20 protein-coding genes are annotated in these 17,938 nt (G+C 38.6%); all 20 read left to right on the plus strand.

What is annotated here, in order from left to right:
* Positions 1 to 9: 9 nt before the first annotated feature.
* Positions 10 to 528 carry a hypothetical protein gene (locus tag QSJ81_RS18510; protein WP_285718813.1) on the plus strand — a complete coding sequence of 173 codons (519 nt, stop codon included), beginning with the start codon at positions 10 to 12 and terminating at the stop codon, positions 526 to 528.
* A gap of 12 nt (positions 529 to 540) precedes the next feature.
* A complete protein-coding gene (locus QSJ81_RS18515; protein WP_285718814.1) occupies positions 541 to 930 on the plus strand; it encodes a hypothetical protein in 390 nt (129 codons plus the stop codon).
* Positions 931 to 941: 11 nt separating this feature from the next.
* A complete protein-coding gene (locus QSJ81_RS18520; protein ID WP_285718815.1) occupies positions 942 to 2,552 on the plus strand; it encodes a PcfJ domain-containing protein in 1,611 nt (536 codons plus the stop codon).
* 22 nt (positions 2,553 to 2,574) lie between these two features.
* A complete protein-coding gene (locus QSJ81_RS18525; RefSeq protein WP_285718816.1) occupies positions 2,575 to 2,826 on the plus strand; it encodes a DUF3310 domain-containing protein in 252 nt (83 codons plus the stop codon).
* Positions 2,827 to 2,828: 2 nt separating this feature from the next.
* Positions 2,829 to 3,173, plus strand: coding sequence for a hypothetical protein (locus tag QSJ81_RS18530; RefSeq protein WP_285718817.1), 345 nt, complete (start codon positions 2,829 to 2,831; stop codon positions 3,171 to 3,173).
* Positions 3,174 to 3,194: 21 nt separating this feature from the next.
* Positions 3,195 to 5,618, plus strand: coding sequence for a virulence-associated E family protein (locus QSJ81_RS18535; RefSeq protein ID WP_285718818.1), 2,424 nt, complete (start codon positions 3,195 to 3,197; stop codon positions 5,616 to 5,618).
* 323 nt (positions 5,619 to 5,941) lie between these two features.
* Positions 5,942 to 6,217 carry a PDDEXK family nuclease gene (locus tag QSJ81_RS18540; protein WP_285718819.1) on the plus strand — a complete coding sequence of 92 codons (276 nt, stop codon included), beginning with the start codon at positions 5,942 to 5,944 and terminating at the stop codon, positions 6,215 to 6,217.
* Positions 6,214 to 7,590: an SNF2-related protein gene (locus QSJ81_RS18545; protein ID WP_285718820.1), complete on the plus strand. Its 1,377-nt coding sequence runs from the start codon at positions 6,214 to 6,216 to the stop codon at positions 7,588 to 7,590. The genes QSJ81_RS18540 and QSJ81_RS18545 overlap by 4 nt, the downstream gene beginning before the upstream one ends.
* The gene (locus QSJ81_RS18550; protein ID WP_285718821.1) at positions 7,583 to 8,155 is read left to right on the plus strand and encodes a DUF1492 domain-containing protein; all 573 of its coding nucleotides are present in this window, start codon (positions 7,583 to 7,585) and stop codon (positions 8,153 to 8,155) included. Before QSJ81_RS18545 ends, QSJ81_RS18550 begins: the two co-directional genes overlap by 8 nt.
* Positions 8,156 to 8,347: 192 nt before the next feature.
* Entirely contained in the window at positions 8,348 to 8,644 is a 297-nt protein-coding gene (locus QSJ81_RS18555) for a hypothetical protein (protein WP_285718822.1), read from the plus strand.
* 437 nt (positions 8,645 to 9,081) lie between these two features.
* Complete coding sequence (locus QSJ81_RS18560) at positions 9,082 to 9,939, plus strand: tyrosine-type recombinase/integrase (RefSeq protein WP_285718823.1); 858 nt, start codon at positions 9,082 to 9,084, stop codon at positions 9,937 to 9,939.
* 74 nt (positions 9,940 to 10,013) lie between these two features.
* Positions 10,014 to 10,706: a hypothetical protein gene (locus QSJ81_RS18565; RefSeq protein WP_285718824.1), complete on the plus strand. Its 693-nt coding sequence runs from the start codon at positions 10,014 to 10,016 to the stop codon at positions 10,704 to 10,706.
* A complete protein-coding gene (locus QSJ81_RS18570; RefSeq protein ID WP_285718825.1) occupies positions 10,699 to 12,228 on the plus strand; it encodes a terminase large subunit domain-containing protein in 1,530 nt (509 codons plus the stop codon). The genes QSJ81_RS18565 and QSJ81_RS18570 overlap by 8 nt, the downstream gene beginning before the upstream one ends.
* Before the next feature lie 12 nt (positions 12,229 to 12,240).
* Complete coding sequence (locus tag QSJ81_RS18575; protein ID WP_285718826.1) at positions 12,241 to 13,548, plus strand: phage portal protein family protein; 1,308 nt, start codon at positions 12,241 to 12,243, stop codon at positions 13,546 to 13,548.
* Between the two features lie 2 nt (positions 13,549 to 13,550).
* Positions 13,551 to 14,930, plus strand: a complete 1,380-nt coding sequence (locus QSJ81_RS18580) for a minor capsid protein (RefSeq protein ID WP_285718827.1) — start codon at positions 13,551 to 13,553, stop codon at positions 14,928 to 14,930.
* Positions 14,931 to 14,935: 5 nt separating this feature from the next.
* Positions 14,936 to 15,157 carry a hypothetical protein gene (locus QSJ81_RS18585; protein WP_285718828.1) on the plus strand — a complete coding sequence of 74 codons (222 nt, stop codon included), beginning with the start codon at positions 14,936 to 14,938 and terminating at the stop codon, positions 15,155 to 15,157.
* A 94-nt stretch (positions 15,158 to 15,251) separates the two neighbouring features.
* Positions 15,252 to 15,449, plus strand: coding sequence for a hypothetical protein (locus QSJ81_RS18590; RefSeq protein ID WP_285718829.1), 198 nt, complete (start codon positions 15,252 to 15,254; stop codon positions 15,447 to 15,449).
* A gap of 32 nt (positions 15,450 to 15,481) precedes the next feature.
* Positions 15,482 to 16,474, plus strand: coding sequence for a phage protease (locus tag QSJ81_RS18595; RefSeq protein ID WP_285718830.1), 993 nt, complete (start codon positions 15,482 to 15,484; stop codon positions 16,472 to 16,474).
* Between the two features lie 57 nt (positions 16,475 to 16,531).
* Positions 16,532 to 16,900 carry a head decoration protein gene (locus tag QSJ81_RS18600; RefSeq protein ID WP_285718831.1) on the plus strand — a complete coding sequence of 123 codons (369 nt, stop codon included), beginning with the start codon at positions 16,532 to 16,534 and terminating at the stop codon, positions 16,898 to 16,900.
* Positions 16,901 to 16,927: 27 nt separating this feature from the next.
* Positions 16,928 to 17,938, plus strand: coding sequence for a major capsid protein (locus tag QSJ81_RS18605; protein WP_285718832.1), 1,011 nt, complete (start codon positions 16,928 to 16,930; stop codon positions 17,936 to 17,938).

The raw sequence follows: 17,938 nt of genomic DNA on the forward strand, positions 1-17,938 counted from the left end.
GAGAACAAAATGAAAAATATAGAACAAGATATCAGAAAGTTAGTGAATGTTAATAAGGTGTTTAGAGCAGTTAAGGATCAAAGCTGGTTTGCTTTGTATTCCAAAGATAGTGAAAACAATTTGTTAATCACTCGTAATTTTATTCTGAATTTAACCAGTGAACAGTTTTGGAAAATTCAATGCAAATTGGAAGCTAAAAGAATTGGCGTATGGTTCTTTATGAGTAAAGAAGGATTAGTTGAAGACGAGCCCGTTAATGACTTAGAAGTTAATAGCTATTTTAGACTGGTCAATAGATCCGATTTAGAGATCATTGAACATACGGATCTTTCTTTAGGCGGCCTAAAACTTTACGAGGCTGAAGGGCAATATGTTGGTGTAAGAAGTTCATATGTTGATATGCTCAATGGTCTTGTCGATTTGTATCAAGCGGATGTTGATAGCCCATTAGTAGCTGCAGGTGTTCATATGATAGTTCCGACAAGGGAGATAGAATCTAATTACCTAGCGTCTTTAATGCTTAAATAGGAGGGGTTAAACATGAATTTCAATGGTGTTAACAATTTGATGCGTCAACAGCTTGGCGCCATAAAAGATCTAGAAGAATTACTTGATCTTGATAGTAAACAAGATCCTACACATACAATCTCGAAAGAAGATATTGCTCTATTTAAGGATCATGTAGACCGTTTGAAAAAAGTGTGTGAAACTGCAATGGCTATTTCTCAACACTATCAAGCAATCGATAAAGCAGAGGCTGTAATTAATGAAGCGGATAATGAAGAGGAGACTTCAATTCATCCAGTAGAAGGTGCTCAAAAAACCCCTTCTACTGGAGTGGTCAAAGAGCCTGCAAAGAGATCTCGGACAAGAAAAGCGAAGGTTGAGCCAGAACCTGTAGAAGAAAATTTTGATGATCTTCTAGATTAGGAGGGTGTAAATTGATAATTTCAGAGGTTGTAATCCCTCAAATGTTTACTGCTTATGCAGAACACATCGGCTGGGTGCAAAACCAGCTTAACCATACACAGTACTTTTGTGAAGAATGTGATCAGGCTTTTGCTAGTGCTTGGGGGTTATCTCCAGGGATGAATGGCTCTTGGCGTGGTAATCACTTCTATTGTCCACATTGCGGGAAGCAGCATAGTAAACATGTGGCAAACATAAAAAGGCATGAGGAATGCCCTTATAAAGTAAGGCTTAGTTTAAAAACATTTAAAGATCTAGTTATCTTAGAAGTACATTATGAGTCAGTATATTTTGATGATGTGTTTGGAGTCAGGGGTAGGAAAAATGGTAGAGAGACTTTCCGTTTCGATATTGCCAAGCAGACTGCTACTTTCAGTAGTCGTTACGGAAAAGGCTCTGGTGAGGTAATAGATATCAGTAATCCTTTTGAACTGAATGTGTTTAAGGAAAGTGTCTTACGATTTTTCACTGCTGACAGTTTAGCAATAAATAACCAAAAGTCAGAATTAGTTGGGCTCTTAAAGGAACTACGTGAAGCAGTGCAGAGAAGAATGGAAAAAAGATATAAAGTCAAATCACTCTTTGTTAGTTCCGGAACGTTACGAGGAATGTTTTTAGTACCTCTACAAAATATAGCCTTTCGTGTTACTTTTCCGGACGCTCCAAATCTACCAGCAGTGTATCGGGATCGTATAGCAGATATAAATACTTTATGGGAAAAACATAGGATCTCTAATTACTCTTTCATGCAGGATGCCAGGGAACTAGCTAGGAAAGGTACGGATTTCATAACAGCGGTTATTACTGCTACAAGCTTACCGAATACGGCGGTAGTCAGACGTGAGATAAGGCAGAATTTCTTTGAATGTGGGCGATTGGTAGCATCCTTTGATCTTGTTAAAAATTATGATTATGCACTTCGATTCCATGCAGGAATTAAACCATTATTGGATGCAGCGCAAGGTACATTCTATAACAGAGATCTATTTGAATTTCTTGGTGATATGTTAAATATTTATGGTGAAAGTGGATTGGTGGCCTTAGTAGAATCCGCTGATGAAGTTAATATAAGGGATTGTATTCGCTTATATGATCAGCTGAATGATGAAAGTAGGCAAGCGATACAGACGGAACGAGTAAGGCCTCGAGATTTACACGATTGGATGGCGAAATGTCATCGCAGACAGATTCACACAAATGTTGCTCTTGATGTACCCAATCATATCATTAATCGTTTATCAATGCAGAAGGATAAGTTGAAATTCTTTCTTCCTAAAGAGTCAATAGAACTATTAGAAGCGGGGGCAGAACTTCATAACTGTGTAGCTAGTTACGGTACCGCTATGAAGAATCATAAGAAGTGGATTGTATTAGTCGCTGATGATAAAGGCAAGTTGGCGGCATGTTTGGAAGTTGAGGGTAATGCCTTAGTACAGGCTAAATTGATTAATAATCAACGCGTATCGCGAGATGAAAAGTTAAATTCTGAAGTGGTCGCCTGGGCAAATAATGCAAATATCGAAATAAATACATCTGATGTGCATGTAACTACAGAGGACATAGCTATTGCTGCAGTTGGTTAAAGAGGAGGAGGGGATTGGCAATATGAATAAGCAAACGGGATCCACTGAAGAAGCAAAGCATTATATAGCTGGTACGCTACAACAAATTGAAATCCAACAAGAAAACCTAAGTCCCGAACAGTTTATTGGTTTTCTCCGAGGTAATGCGCTAAAATATTTAATCCGTATGGGGAGAAAAAATAGCACCCGAGAGGATGCAGGTAAAGCGAAGCAATATGTTATTTGGTTGTGCGATGCTTTAGACGGGAAAAGAATTATTCCTGGGGGTAAATAGTAATGGCTACAATTATAATTGACCAAGACTGGCGTATCACATCTGATGATCGCAATTGGATACTGCAGCAGCGTAAGGTCGTGCAAAAGACTGATAATGTAGAAAATATAGGGAAAGAAGTATGGGTGAACGATGGTTATTATCCAACGTTATCATCAACTGCTAGGGGGTTAGTAGAAAAAGCAATTAAGGTACCCGAAGATTTACAAGGGGTGGTAGCTAAAATAGATGATTTAAACTATGCTATTAATCAAAAATTTGACGGTATGAGCGCTACTGATTTTCCAAGTGACGTGAAAGGTGAACCGGATATAAAAATAGATGAGGAAGATGATTTATTGTCTTAAAAAGAGGTGGTTAATGTTGCTATGAATATACAATCGAAGTCAACCCCTCCGAACTTAAAATATGATGGAAAGATAGCCATTGCAGTAGGACGTAGTCGCAAAGCCACTGAATGGAAAAACCGCGAAATGCAATGGTCTGATTTAGTAGACAAGCTTAGAGATACAACGCGAACCCGGGAAACTGTTGAGGAATATAAAAAACTACCTAAAAGCCAGCAAGATGAGATTAAAGATGTGGGCGGGTTTGTTGGGGGAACATTAAAAGGAGGGCGCCGAACAGCTGTAAATGTTGCTTGGCGCCAAATTGTAACACTGGATGCCGATTTTGCAGGTCCTGATTTTTGGCCTACAGCAACACTGATTGTTGGTGATGCATCCGCTTTAGTGTATAGTACCCACAAGCATGAACCTGTTGCTGGTAAATGTAGATTGCGATTAGTGTTCCCTTTAAATCGTCCTGTGAATCCGGATGAATATCAAGCGATTGCAAGACGTATTGCAGCAGACATTAGTATTGATTTATTTGACTCAACAACCTATGAACCTCATCGACTCATGTACTGGCCTTCTACTCCTACAGACGGAGAATTCCTTTTTGAATTTCAAGATGGTCCTTGGATGGATGCTGACGAAGTACTTGCTAGGTATGATGATTGGCGAGATCAAGCATTATGGCCGGAACCTGCGAAGGCTGAAAAAGATCGGAAACGATTAGCTGATAAACAAGGAGACCCATTACTAAAGCCTGGTGTAATCGGAGCCTTTTGCCGTACCTACTCAGTGGTTGACGTATTAGAACAATTTCTAAGTGATGTATACGAGCCCTGCGCTACAGAAGGGCGTTATACATATAAAGAAGGTACTGCTTCAGGTGGTTTAATTCTATACGAAGATAAATTCGCCTTTAGCCATCATGGTACAGATCCAATCAGCGGTAAGTTAGTGAATGCTTTTGATTTATACAGGCTGCATAAGTTTGGTGAGTTAGACGAAGCCGCAGAGCCTGGTACTCCAGTATCACGTTTACCTTCCTATTTAGCTATGATCGAATATTCTACTAAAGATAGTAGTGTAAAGCGAACTTTAGGCGAAGAACGGCTGGCAGAAGCAAACGCAGATTTCGACGTTGTCACAGATAATAACTGGTTAGAAAAATTAGAAGTAAATAAAACTGGCCAATATATATCAACTGCTCATAATGTAATTTTGATCTTAAGCCATGATCCAAATGTAGCCGGCAAGATTGCCCTCGATGATTTTGCTCATAGAATCGTTATTAAAGATGATTTACCTTGGCGTAAGCTTGATCGGGGTAGTTTTTGGAGTGATGCGGACGATTCCGGTCTTAGAAATTATCTAAGTAAAGTCTACACTATCAAAGGTCAGGGAATCATTATTGACGCACTTAGTGAAGTATTATTAAAAAATGCGTATCATCCCGTGCGAGAGTATTTAACGGGTTTAGAGTGGGATGGGATAGAACGTATTGACTCACTACTAATTGATTACTTAGGGGCTATAGATTCGCCTTATACGAGGGCTGTAACTAGAAAGATGTTAGTTGCTGCTGTAGCTAGAGCCTCAGTGCCAGGAATCAAGTTTGATAATGTACTAGTTATGGTTGGACCGCAAGGGGTTGGGAAGAGCTATATATTAAAATTACTAGGGCAGAAGTGGCATTCTGATTCCATTAATACTGTAATAGGTAAAGAAGCCTTTGAACAATTACAAGGGGCTTGGTTAATAGAACTAGCGGAATTGTCAGCGACTAGAAAGGCTGAGGCTGAAGCCGTAAAGCATTTTATTAGTAAGCAAGAAGATGCTTATAGGGTGGCCTACGGTCGCCAAATATCTGTATTTCCACGTCAATGCGTGTTCTTCGGGACTACCAACGATACCTTATTTTTGAGAGATAAGACAGGTAATAGAAGATTTTGGCCAGTAGAAGTGGGCGGGGCAGAACGTACAAAAAACCTATGGAAGGACATGACCAAGCACGAAATTAACCAGATATGGGCGGAAGCCGTGGATGCTTGGCAGAGCGGTGAGACTCTATATCTGGGTACTGAAATGGAGCAACAAGCATTAGAGGTACAAGATAAACACGTTGAAGAAAGCCCTATGGCGGGAGTTGTTAGAGAGTATTTAGATAGGCTACTGCCTGATACTTGGGAGCAAATGGATATAGCCGCAAGGCGTAATTTCATCCATAATCGTGATTTTGGTGAAGCGATGGAAGGTACTGAACAAAGGCAGCGTGTTTGTGTTATGGAGATATGGGTTGAACTCTATGAGGGAAGCACCAAACAATTAACAAATATGGCGAGTCGAGAAATTAATGATATTTTGAAAAAAACTAAAGGATGGAGGCCTCATGTATCAGCAAATGGAACATTGCGATTTGGAAATTTATATGGAAGACAAAGAGCTTTTATAAGAATTTAAGTGGTTACAGATTATTTTGAGTGGTTACAGTTTTTTATAGAATAATGTGGTAGGTGGTTACAGTGGTTACAGTGGTTACAGACCAGTTTAGGGCAATTGTAACCACCTTCACACCATATAACAAAAGGATTTAAAGGGTGTTGGTTACAGTGGTTACAGTTTTTACTATTGATTTAATATAATTAAGAGAATAAAGAGCGCGCGTACATATATACGTATAGGGGATTCTCTTAAATTCTTAAATCTCTTAATTTAAAAAAGTTTTCAAAAAAAACTGTAACCACTGTTTCTGTACCCACTTAAAAATAAGCAGGTGAAATAAATTGGAAAAAGCTATCGAGAAATATCTTAGAGATAAAGTTGAAAAGCATGGCGGGAAATTTCTTAAATTCGTTTCACCGGGGATGGCAGGAGTGCCAGATCGGATTCTACTTTTTCCCTCCGGAGGAATCAAATTTATCGAGATGAAAGACACCGGTAAAAAATTAGAACCTTTGCAAGTAAAAAGAGCGAATGAATTAAAAGCCTTAGGGCATGATGTGAGATGCATTGATACCAAGCAAAAAGTAAATGATCTCGTAAAGGAGGTATTTGGATGATATTTAAACCACATCAGTACCAAGAGTACGCGATAAAAAAAATACTTGAACTTCCCGAGTGTGGATTATTCCTAGATATGGGCATGGGCAAAACAGCAAGCGCCTTGACCGCACTTGACGAATTACTTTTCAACCTGTTTGAAGTAAGTAAGGTTTTAATCATAGCGCCTTTACGAGTAGCAGAAAGCACCTGGACAGATGAAATTGAAAAGTGGGAGCATCTAAAAGGCTTAAGAATTGCAAAAGTGTTAGGCGAAGAGAAAGATCGATTAGCAGCACTGCGTCAAAAGGTTAATATCTTTACCATCAATAGGGAAAATGTAAAATGGCTTGTTGAGCTGTACGGTAAGAAGTGGCCTTTTGATATGGTGGTTATCGATGAATTATCAAATTTTAAATCTCCAGCATCACAACGATTTAAAAAGCTTAAAAAAGTAAGAGCCTTAATCAAACGGGTTTTAGGTTTAACTGGTACACCGAGTCCTAATGGATACTTAGACCTTTGGGCGCAAGTGTATCTGTTAGATCAAGGAGAACGATTAGGAAAAACCTTCACTGGTTACAAGGAGAGATATTTTGAGCCAGATAAAAGAAATGGTCATATTGTTTATAGTTGGAGACTGAAGCCTGGAGCCGAAGAAGCCATTTATGCGAAAATCTCTGATATCTGCGTAAGTATGTTGGCCAAAGATTGGTTGACAATGCCAGAGAGAATCAATAATGTGATTAAGGTTAAATTGCCTGATGAGGCTAAGTTAAAATATAAGCAGTTAGAAAAGGATTTGCTGTTACCTCTAACTGATAGTGATATAGTAGCCAATACAGCAGCTGTATTATCTAATAAGCTTTTACAGATGGCAAATGGTGCCGTTTATGATGAAAATGGACAAGCATTTGAAATACATCAAGGTAAACTGGAAGCTTTATCAGATCTTATCGAATCAGCAAACGGTAATCCGGTATTAGTCTTTTACAGCTACAAGCACGATTTAACTAGAATCCAATCTTATCTTAAAAAGTATCAAGTGAGGGAACTAAAAACAGCACAAGATATTAAAGATTGGAATATCGGAAAAGTATCTGTGATGGTAGCTCATCCAGCATCAACGGGGCATGGACTTAATTTACAAGCCGGGGGCAATGTGATCATATGGTTTGGGATTCCATGGAGTTTAGAATTATACCAGCAGGCGAATGCAAGACTAGACCGACAAGGACAAAAGAACGGGGTTATCATCAATCACCTTGTCACAGAAAGCACCATGGATGAGGACGTAATGAGATCTATTGAAAATAAGGCAGTAGGACAAAATGCTTTGTTAGAGGCTGTGAAAGCTAAAATAGAAAGAATAAGGAGGGGCTTACATGAATAAGAGCAATGTTATGGAACCTTTAATGGATAAAGCTGAAATAATTAAACTGGCGGTAGAAGCAGGGACAGCTGCAGCAATAAAACACATCGAGCAAGAAAAAAACAAAGAAATCAAATCTCGTCAAAGCAAACGACTTTACAATACTAAACTATTATTAGAAAACTATAATGTTTTAAAGGATCATTGCGAAAATTCAATTAGTAAATTAGACGATATAAAGCCTACGGAAAATGCTATTGATATTTTAGATTCTTTAGACAGCAGTGAAGGTTCTTACATTGAGTCAATTAAAAGAAGTACGACAAGAACATATGTTATAATGGCTCATATTGATGTAATGATGGGGATGTATAGATCTTATTGTGAGTCATCAAATAAGTTAGAGGACGGAAGACGGTATAGAGTTATGAGGTCAAAATACATAGACGATCTTAAAATGACTGATATATGTGAGCAAGAAAATATAGATAGAAGTACTTACTTTCGTGACATTAACGAAATTAGTAAAAGGCTAAGTGGTTTAATATTCGGTATCGATGGGCTTTCGGTCATGCGACAAAGATGAAACTGACATGCGACTTTTAATGTGAGATAATGATATTGTGAAAAATTTATAACAGAGCCAGTGACGCCTCTTAATATGCGGACCAGCACTGGACATTTAAAAAAACCACCTGCTAATTGCGGGTGGTTTTTCTAATAAAGGATAATATTGCCTTCTGGCGAAGTTTGTAGAAAAGCATAGGAGGTAAATTATATGACCAGAATTGATGAATTAACAAATGAAAAAATTACCTTAACAGAGGGAAAATTCTTGGATTTTGTTTTAACTCAGGGGATTAATAATGTCAGAAAAGAAGATTTAATAAAAATCGTAAGTGTACATAAACTAAAGACTTGGGAAGCAATACCAGGATTTAACGAGTTCTTTTATTACAAAATGGCTGAAGAGAACAACCGAGGCATTGAGAAATGGACAAAGTTAATGGGGTGGCTAACTATCATAATGGCAGTAATGACAGCCGCACAGGTATATAAAGCTTTTTATAATTGAGCCTTCGGGCTCTTTTTCTTTAACATAAAAACAAGAGAGGTGTGTAGTATGACATATTGCGATGATACCGAATGCCAGTATTATAATCCCAACGGTTGTACAGCTTCTGAGATATACCATAGTACAGACCGCTTTTGTGTTACTGGTAGAAGGGCGGGTAAAAGTTATACCCAAGAGCTAATGAAGCAAATAAATTGCAATTGTAAGGGGACTAATAAAGGATACAAAAGTAAACGTAGTGGAGTGTTGAAATGATGAAAAACATACACGCTCGCGCCGTTCTGAGACTGCCATCATGACCATTTTGCAATAAAATAAAACTGTTCGTATACTATGCAATATGCGAATAGTTATGTTATACTAACTACATATAATAGCAGTTTAAACAGTTGTTATACACAATAAAACTGTTCGTATATTATGTAGGAGGTATAAATATGTTGAACGAATATCTTTCTATACTAAAAGCAACGGGTAAAAGTGATAGAACTATAGCGACGCGTAAGGCACAATTAAACAGCTTTTTGTTTTGGCTAAAGGAAACAACTGAATCAGATAACCCATTAGAAATTACATCCATAGACGCAGTAAAATATAGAAAGTATTTGCAAAATAAAGGTTTAAAGCCAAATTCAATAAATATTGCACTGTCATCTATAAATTCCTTTTGTCAATGGATGTATGATGATAGAAAAATGTCTCATAATCCAGTAAAAAAGGTAGAGCAGATCGGCATTGCGAAAACAGCTCCTAGGGGGCTAAGTAAAAATGAAAAGCATAGATTATTACGCGCTATTGAAAATAGCAAGAATAAACGAGATGGCGCTATTATACTTACATTGCTGGATACAGGTGTACGTGTATCTGAATTGATTTCCTTAACTGTCGATGATGTAGTTATTGGAGATCGAAAAGGGATGATAACGGTACGCGCTGGTAAAGGGAATAAGTTTCGCCAAATACCTTTGCGTAAGGAATTGCGTAATTTCTTAGTTGAATATATTTTTAATAATAGATCTCTTGGTGAATATCTTTTTGAAGGGCAACGTGCTCCTAGTTTAACATCACGCGCCGTTCAATTAATATGTAATAAGTTCGGAGAAAAAGCCAAAATTGATCGACTAACACCTCACGTATTAAGACATACCTTTGCGCACGATCTATTAGGGGTTGGTGTGAGTTTAGACAAAGTTGCCTTATTATTGGGGCATTCTAGCCTAAATACAACAGCAATATATACTAGACCAAGCATGAATGATTTGCAGGATGCCGTAGATAAAATTGAATATGTATAAAGAAGTCAATAGTTGTACAAAGCATAAGAGCCGAAAGGCTCTTTTCTTTTTAATTGAAGGGCAGGTGATAACAAATGTTTTATAATATAACAGATGAATTTGACGATGATTTTCTAGCTGAAGTTAAAGCCATGTCGCCTTCACCGGCTGATGAACACACACAACTGGTGACTGTACCATCAGAAGAGGCGTATAATGCGTTAATTGCCAAACAGCAGCAGGAAATAGTTGAGGCTAAACGTGAAGCCGCCATCAATAAGCGTAAAACATATCTTACGAGCGAGATTCCAGTCCGGCCCTGTACTAGCGACTGTCCAAATCGTGATCGCTGCCGTGACTATGTAAAAGGGCGAGTATTTGATGGTGATTTATGCAAGCCAGAGCTAAGGCAAATTAAGAAATGGCAGGTTGCCTTTAGACAGGGTAATATGGATAAGATAAAAGATGATGCAGGAGCCGTAGCGGGTGCTTTAGCTGTTCAAGTTTATAGGCTAATTGAGAAGGCGATCATTGATGGTGCTATTGTTGAGAGTACAAAAGAGGGTAAATACGGTACTTATAAAGAAAAGATGGCGCACCCCGCATTACAACAGGCTGCTAATATTTGCAAGACCCTGGGAATCAATTTAAATGATTTCTTAATGACTCCTAAAGCAAGCAAAGACGCAGGTCCACAAGTTAATAATATCAATGTTGGTGTTACATTTAATGTTGTTCAGGATCGTTTCGCGGCTCGTTATGGGCAGGTGAATGAGATCGATGAGTAAGGGACCAACTATCATTACTCAAAAGCCAATCACTACTAAAACATTAGAGGACGTACTTGCCACGGAATCAGGTTATATTGAGATGCTAACTGAGCCGCAAATAGTATTTGACGATTACCAAAGGGAATTCTTGGAGTCGCTAGATAGATTCCAAATATGGTTAAAAGGTAGGCAGTTAGGCTTTTCATTTGTTTCAGCAGCTCGCGCTTTGGCACGTTCACAGAATCTTGATGATTATACGTGCATTATATCTTCGTATAAATCAGATGATGCAAAGGAAAAAATTCGTTATGCGAATCAAATTTATGATAGTTTACCTGATGCCTATAAAAAGAAGAAGCTCACAGATAACGCCACTTCTTTGGAGTTTGTTGATAGATCTGGTAGAAAAAGTACAGGGACTCGAATTATAGCCCAGGGCAAAGGGCCTGTTCGTGGTAAGGGCTCCAATGGTGTACTAGATGTTATCCTGGATGAGTTTGCTTTCTTTGGTACCTTTGCTGCTACGGTTTATACTTCAGTCGTACCTATTTTTACGCGTGTTAAGTATGGATCATTGACTATCATATCTACACCACTCGGTAAGTTTGGTAAGTTCTTTGAGATATGGAATGAAATCCGAAAATACAAGAATTATAAGCGTCGCACCATTTACTGGTGGGACTTTTCTTTATTGTGTAAGAACGTTCCTGAGGCCCGTGAGCATGCCAAACATATGCATACACTCCAAAGGGTTGAGATCTTTGGCACTGAGCAGTTACACGAATTATTTAATGCAATGGATCTGGAATCATTCCAACAAGAATTTGAATGTGCATTTATTGATGATAGTTCTTCCTACTTCCCGTTAGAGATGGTTTATAAATGCGTAATGAACGATGAAGCTGAAGAGGGGATGCTGTCAGAGCAGGATCGTCTGATGGCGAAAAGCTTTCAAGAATTATTTGATAAAACGACTGGTAGGCTTGGTAGTGGTTTTGATGTTGGCCGTAGAAAAGATACGTCGGAGTTAATAAGTCTAGATGAAACGGAAACTACAAAAATAATGCGATATCAAGAATCTTATAAAAATGTCGCATTTCACTTACAAGAAAAAGAACTATCACGACATTTAAAAATAGCAAAGCCTATTCGTTTATGTATGGATTCCACAGGGCTTGGCATGGAAATGCCTGAAAACTTACAGCGTGAACACGGGAGTAAGGTTGAGGCCATTACATTCACGAACTCAATTAAAGAATCTATGGCCGTATCACTTCATAATGAATTTGAGAAAGGCCGTTCAGGAATATTGATTCCTAATGAGAGGGATTTGATTAGTCAAATAGTGGCCATCAAAAGAGAAGTAACCAGCACCGGTGCATTCCGTTATTCTGTTGAAAGAAACGATCAGCATCATGGTGATAAATTTTGGGGACTGGCTCTTGCTAATCATGCTTTAGATCGTGGGAAAAGAGGAAATATCGGCGGCCCAATAGGAGCGATAGCCGGTAGAACACCAGTTGCGGATATAGGATGGTAAGGGGGTGAACATATGGATAAACCAAAAACATATCAGCCTGAGGCTGGACAAATTGGTAGTCAGTTAGATTCGACATTCTTTTTATTTGACGATTGTATTCGAAATATGGATGATGTCGATGTAAAAGAATACGAGCGTATGATCGATACGGATGAGACTATTGCTGTAGGTATTCAGTTTTTAACTATGTCGGTGCTATTGAAGCTCGGAGAGTATGAACATAGTGATCCAAAGATAAGTAAGTTTGTTAATGATAACTTTGAATCAATGCAAGGCAATTTATACACAGCTGGCGAGGATATTCTTTCGGCATTATGGGCAGGATTTTCGGGAACTGAAATTTGTTGGAAGCCTAGTGGAAGTCGAATTATGTTGGATAAATTAACAACCTATCACCCCCGAACAGTATTAGTTCGCGTCAATCAGGAAACTGGTGATTATGAAGGAATAAAACAGTGGAGATGGTTTGCCGGATCTCCAGTAGATATTCCAAAAGAAAAAGTTATCCTGTTCAACATTGGCAAGAAGTTCGGCAATCATTACGGAAGGTCAATGTGTAAGCCGATCCGTAAGAATTGGTTATTAAAAGACCCTGTACTCAAAATGTGGGCCAGAGCATTAGATCGTTTTGGCACTCCCTTACTAGGCGCCGTCGTTCCTGATGAAGTTATTAAGGATCCGGAAAATACTGAGAATGAAATTAGTCAGATGGCCTATGTTTTAAGAATGTTGGCCAATATACAAAATGGAACTGGAGTCGTGCTTAAAAGTGCACTAAAGGGTGAAGCTACTACCGATATAAAGGCACTCACTAGCGGTGGCGCTGGCGTCGGTGAAGCATTTATGGCAGCCGCTAGTTATTATAATAAAATGATGCTACGAGGGCTATTAGTTCCTAGTTTAGTTTTTGATGAAGGGCAGAAAAGTGGTAGTTACGCTCTTGGCCAATCCCATTTTGCAATTTATAACATGATGACTTCAGGTATTTACCGAGGTTTTAAAGAGGCCCTCATCGAGCAGGTTGTCCGTCCTATGCTTGCTTATAATTTTGGTGAACAAAAGGACCTAGGTAACTTTGCTGAGAAAAAAATTGCTGAAGAAGATAAGAAGCTATTATTCGATGGTTTTACGCAGCTTACTAATACAGGATATCTTGACCCTCAAATACAAGAAGATTTTGATTATGTACGTGAAGCAGCAGGCGCACCACCAAGAGATATAAAAAAACCGGTTGACGATATGATGGATAAGGCGAAAGCGGAATTCAATCGCTACACCAGGGCGCAGGATGATATTGGCGATCCGCTAGAAGGTGAGTAATCATGCAGGAAATCACACTATTAAAACGGATTGATGGAATGGAAGCCGATTTCATACGTCAATTTAAACAATATTTGCAGCAGGTAATGTATTTGCCACCCGTTCACGGCTACCAGCAGATAAGCTCTTTGCAGTTTTGGGCTCCTGGAAGGTTAGGCAAGATATTAACTCCATATATTCGAGATATGTTCGCTATGGGCCGCGCTCATGGCGATATTTTATGTCAGCAATTAATCAAGAAATTTGATAAAAAGAAATTAGCCGTATGGGTTCCGAGTGTAGAATCAGAGGTTATTAAGTTGGCTGTTGGTTATGACTCAGCAAATTTCTGGATACATCCCACTGAGGCAATTGCGGCGCTCGATGCAAAAGAATTAATACTTGCCGGCGATATAGAGGCAGATATATTATCTGATATTAAAAGTATATTGTTAAACCACATGAATCAAGGCTTAACTGCAATTGCTGCTAATGCAGCGATAGCTGATGCACTTAATGTGACGTATAAGCGCGGTCAGTTGATTTGTACGACTGAGACAACCTATGCTTATAATCGTGGTCGTTTAGCGTCTTATGCCGCTAATGAGGTCGATTATGTGCAGTTTAGTGCTGTTTTAGATATGCGTACAAGCGCTCAATGTAAGAGTAGGCATGGTTTAGTAATGCGAATGGATAGCCCACAATTGGCCAGTAATACGCCGCCATTGCATGGGCGTTGTAGGTCGGTATTATCACCTGTATATAGTAAGTATGAACCAAATAAAATAACACAGCAGACAACAGATTGGAGCAAGGTGTCACCATTGCCAAAAGGATGGCGAATGGATGGAAATAATAATTCTATTGCAAAAGAGCCACAAAGTAGTAAAATAAAGGAAAAGCCAAGCTCTAAGAAGAATCCTTATGACAATATTAATGCTGAAGAAAAAAGAATAGCCGGCAAGAAAACAGAAACTGCTATTTTATTTGATGGGCAGGGACGTGTTGTATTTTCTAAAGGCGGCGACGAATCTAGTGTTAATTTCACGAATCAGGAAGCTGCAAAAATGAGGGGTAATATACTTACTCATAATCATCCAAACAATTCTTCGTTTTCAGCTGAAGATATTTTATGTATGCGTATCACATCGTTAAAGGAAATTCGTGCGGTTACGGTCGATGGGGTATTCATAGCCAAAGCGCCAGGACGCTGGATTCCTTTTACTAAGGATGAGTACCTAAAAGCGTATAAAGAAGAACGGGATGCATATATGAATTATTACCGCGATAAGATACGGGATGGTGAAATGGACCAGAAGAAAGCTTGGATTGCCCATTCTGATAGAATCAACAAAGGACTGGCAAAACGATTCGGATTCGAGTATAAATTTGAAAAGTGGTGAAGGTAATGGATGCAACAGAAAAATATGTTTTAGATGGCAAGGATAGTAAGGGGTATGCCGTTTATCCTGCTGGAGGTTTTCCATGTTTGTTATGCTCTCATATACTTTCTGAGGAAAAACATAATTGTCATGCGTTTCCTAATGGAATACCGTTAGAGATTTGGAACGGTAAAAATGATCACTCTAAGCAGTACCCTGGTGATAATGGGATTACGTATAAAGCTTAGTAATTAAATAGTAACTATTAACCGGCTCTTTTATGGAGGCGGTTTTCTTATTGTCTATTTTTAGTAGATGTTTTAAAGAAAGGATGGACGATTTATGATAGGAAAATTGACAACTAAGCACAGTTTAACCTTGGAAGATTTGACAAACAAGGATATTAAAAATTTATTAACCATTCTTATTCAGGCTGATATCTATGATAGAGAGATATGTTTTAGCTCGCAAGAAAAAGAAACCCTGCTAAAGCTGAAAAGCATTATAAATGAGGCATGTAATAAACTACCAAAGGACTAAATTAACGATAATGTGAAAGGAGGTGAAAAAAGATGTTAAAGATTCCGTTTTTTAGATTAGGAACATGGAAGCACCCTGCCTATGGTGATATTAAAGCAACTCAAACATTTTTATCGGAAATGATGGATAATTTCAAGAAAAATGTACTAGGCCGCGAGGTATTTATTCGTATTGGCCATGATAAAGGCTCTGGTGAAACTTTTGGTGGAGCTGAGGCTAAAGGGTGGGTTAAAGAATTAAAACAGGAAGGCGACGTAATTTATGCGTTTACTGAGCCTGCTACGCCAGAAGATGAAAAACTGGTTAAGGATAAACGGTACAAATTTGCTAGTGCTGAGTATAACGAGAATTATACCGATAGGGAAAGCGGTAAAAAAGTTGGTCCTGTATTACTAGCAATAGCATTAACGAATGAACCATTCCTGACTAAGTTGCCAGAAGCGATTGTACTTGCTGAGCAACCAGATTTATTTATAATGGATTATCAATTATTAAGTGAAGACAAAGGGGGAAAAGAGAAAATGGACATTTTGGAAATGTTAAAAAAACTATCTGAAACAGTTACAGGATTTGTAACTGGACAACAAAAAACAAATGAGGATACCACAAAGGCTCTTGCTGAAATGAAAGTTAAATTAGAAGAGGCTCAAGCAATTAATATAAAACTTTCTGCTGCAGCTGATAACTCTGAATCCGAAAGAAAATTAGCTGTTGTTGAGTCCCAAGTAAAAGATATGGTTGCCGAGGGTATTCCGCCTGTAATGGTTGAACAATGGAAACAACTTGCAGTAAGTGAAGCAGGTAGCTCCACAATTAAACTAGCTGATGGAAAAGAAATGACCCAGGCTGATTCGATGAAAGCAATGCTTTTGGCCATGCCTAAGGAAAACCGTATTCAGCTAGGACAGAAAGGGCAGCAAGGTGGAGATCCTACCGAAGCTGAAAAAATCAAGTTGGCTGCTGATGAAGATATTATTGCAGCTGGCGGTCGTTTGGATGAAAAGACAGGTAAATATATCATCTAAGATCATCTTCTAGTAAGATGATCTATTTATTTTAGTAAAAAGAATGGAGGGTTTTCTATGCAAATGGGTAGTTCTCAAATTGTGCAGTATGCTCGCACAGAAATTAGGGCGGTTATAACAGATGAAATACTATTGCCTGTTACATTAGCACCGCAAACAGGCATTTTACAAGCCGGTACAGTACTAGGGATGATTACTGCAAGTAACACTTATACTGCGTATGCTACAGGTAATAGTGATGGATCTCAAGCAGCCAAGGTAATCCTTGCAGATGATGCCGACATTAGTACAGGAACACAAATTGTGAGTGTTTATCTTTGTGGAATTTTCCAAAAGGCAAAACTTACTGGATTGGATGCCGGAGCCATTACGGCACTTGGGGCCAGAGAGCCGATTCCTGGAATCTTAGTAGTACCTGGTTGTTAATAAATTAGTATGAGGAGTGATTAAATAATGCAATTTCCAACAACACAAGAGATTAGCCACGTAGTAAGAAATAGGGTTGTTGACCTTTCTACTTTTCGGGCTAGATCTTTTTGCCCTGTTACCCCTGAATATGCTTTAGATATTCAATATGATGTTTTAGCCCCTAGCTTTGGAATGACCAGAGCGCATAATATAGGATCGGATCCTGCAACGACTAATGTTCCTGTAATGTCTACACAAAGATTCGGGACAGCCTACTGGAAAGAAACGCTTCGTTTGAATGAAAAAGAATTGCTATATGCAAGACAAGCTGGTAGTTATAATCAACGTGCTGGGCGCGATTTAGTAGTACAAAGAGCCTTGCATCTTGATACTAGACTTGAGACACGTCTCGAATGGTTGGCTTGGCAGCCTCTTATCAATGGTCAGATCATAGTGAATGATAATAATGTGAATTATACAGTTCCTTATAATTTGCCATCAGCTAATAAGATTGATTTATCAGCTGATGCTACTTATAAATGGAGTGCTGCAACTTGTACCCCTGTTGACAATTTCAATGATTGGGTTGCTCTTTACCGTGGCTCAGGAGCAAAACCTTCAAAGGTATTTTTCAATCAAATTACAGCAAAGTATCTTACTCGCAGCACCGCGATTCAAAACTTGCTAAAGAATACCCAGTATGTCAAAAATCTTGGTGTTCAGCAAATGCCTGATGTACTAAAAATGTTGATTCCTAACCTTGATTTTGAGATTTATGATGGTGGTTATTTGGATGAAACAAAAACCTTCCAGCCATTTATTCCAGATGGGCGTGTAACTATGATCGGTGAGTATACCGGTGAAAAAATGATGGACTTTGTATCCACTATTTCGCTGCATAATGGTGGAATTGATAAACCTTCACCTGGCAAGTTTGCTATCGTTGAGGATGAAAGTCAAAAGAAGAAAAATCCTTACATCGATATAACTACTGGTATTTACGGATTACCTCGTTTGTTCCATCCTGAATGGATTGTGTCTGCAAAAGTATTTTAA

This window comes from Pelosinus sp. IPA-1 (assembly GCF_030269905.1).
Lineage (GTDB): Bacteria > Bacillota > Negativicutes > DSM-13327 > DSM-13327 > Pelosinus.

Bases quoted from the DNA above. Each gene is read 5' to 3' on its own strand.
- QSJ81_RS18585 (WP_285718828.1), top strand. From the start codon at position 14,936: ATGGATGCAACAGAAAAATATGTTTTAGATGGCAAGGATAGTAAGGGG.
- QSJ81_RS18525 (WP_285718816.1), top strand. From the start codon at position 2,575: ATGAATAAGCAAACGGGATCCACTGAAGAAGCAAAGCATTATATAGCT.
- QSJ81_RS18560 (WP_285718823.1), top strand. From the start codon at position 9,082: ATGTTGAACGAATATCTTTCTATACTAAAAGCAACGGGTAAAAGTGAT.
- QSJ81_RS18570 (WP_285718825.1), top strand. From the start codon at position 10,699: ATGAGTAAGGGACCAACTATCATTACTCAAAAGCCAATCACTACTAAA.
- QSJ81_RS18530 (WP_285718817.1), top strand. From the start codon at position 2,829: ATGGCTACAATTATAATTGACCAAGACTGGCGTATCACATCTGATGAT.
- QSJ81_RS18590 (WP_285718829.1), top strand. From the start codon at position 15,252: ATGATAGGAAAATTGACAACTAAGCACAGTTTAACCTTGGAAGATTTG.
- QSJ81_RS18605 (WP_285718832.1), top strand. From the start codon at position 16,928: ATGCAATTTCCAACAACACAAGAGATTAGCCACGTAGTAAGAAATAGG.
- QSJ81_RS18575 (WP_285718826.1), top strand. From the start codon at position 12,241: ATGGATAAACCAAAAACATATCAGCCTGAGGCTGGACAAATTGGTAGT.
- QSJ81_RS18600 (WP_285718831.1), top strand. From the start codon at position 16,532: ATGCAAATGGGTAGTTCTCAAATTGTGCAGTATGCTCGCACAGAAATT.
- QSJ81_RS18580 (WP_285718827.1), top strand. From the start codon at position 13,551: ATGCAGGAAATCACACTATTAAAACGGATTGATGGAATGGAAGCCGAT.
- QSJ81_RS18565 (WP_285718824.1), top strand. From the start codon at position 10,014: ATGTTTTATAATATAACAGATGAATTTGACGATGATTTTCTAGCTGAA.
- QSJ81_RS18535 (WP_285718818.1), top strand. From the start codon at position 3,195: ATGAATATACAATCGAAGTCAACCCCTCCGAACTTAAAATATGATGGA.
- QSJ81_RS18515 (WP_285718814.1), top strand. From the start codon at position 541: ATGAATTTCAATGGTGTTAACAATTTGATGCGTCAACAGCTTGGCGCC.
- QSJ81_RS18510 (WP_285718813.1), top strand. From the start codon at position 10: ATGAAAAATATAGAACAAGATATCAGAAAGTTAGTGAATGTTAATAAG.
- QSJ81_RS18550 (WP_285718821.1), top strand. From the start codon at position 7,583: ATGAATAAGAGCAATGTTATGGAACCTTTAATGGATAAAGCTGAAATA.
- QSJ81_RS18595 (WP_285718830.1), top strand. From the start codon at position 15,482: ATGTTAAAGATTCCGTTTTTTAGATTAGGAACATGGAAGCACCCTGCC.
- QSJ81_RS18555 (WP_285718822.1), top strand. From the start codon at position 8,348: ATGACCAGAATTGATGAATTAACAAATGAAAAAATTACCTTAACAGAG.
- QSJ81_RS18545 (WP_285718820.1), top strand. From the start codon at position 6,214: ATGATATTTAAACCACATCAGTACCAAGAGTACGCGATAAAAAAAATA.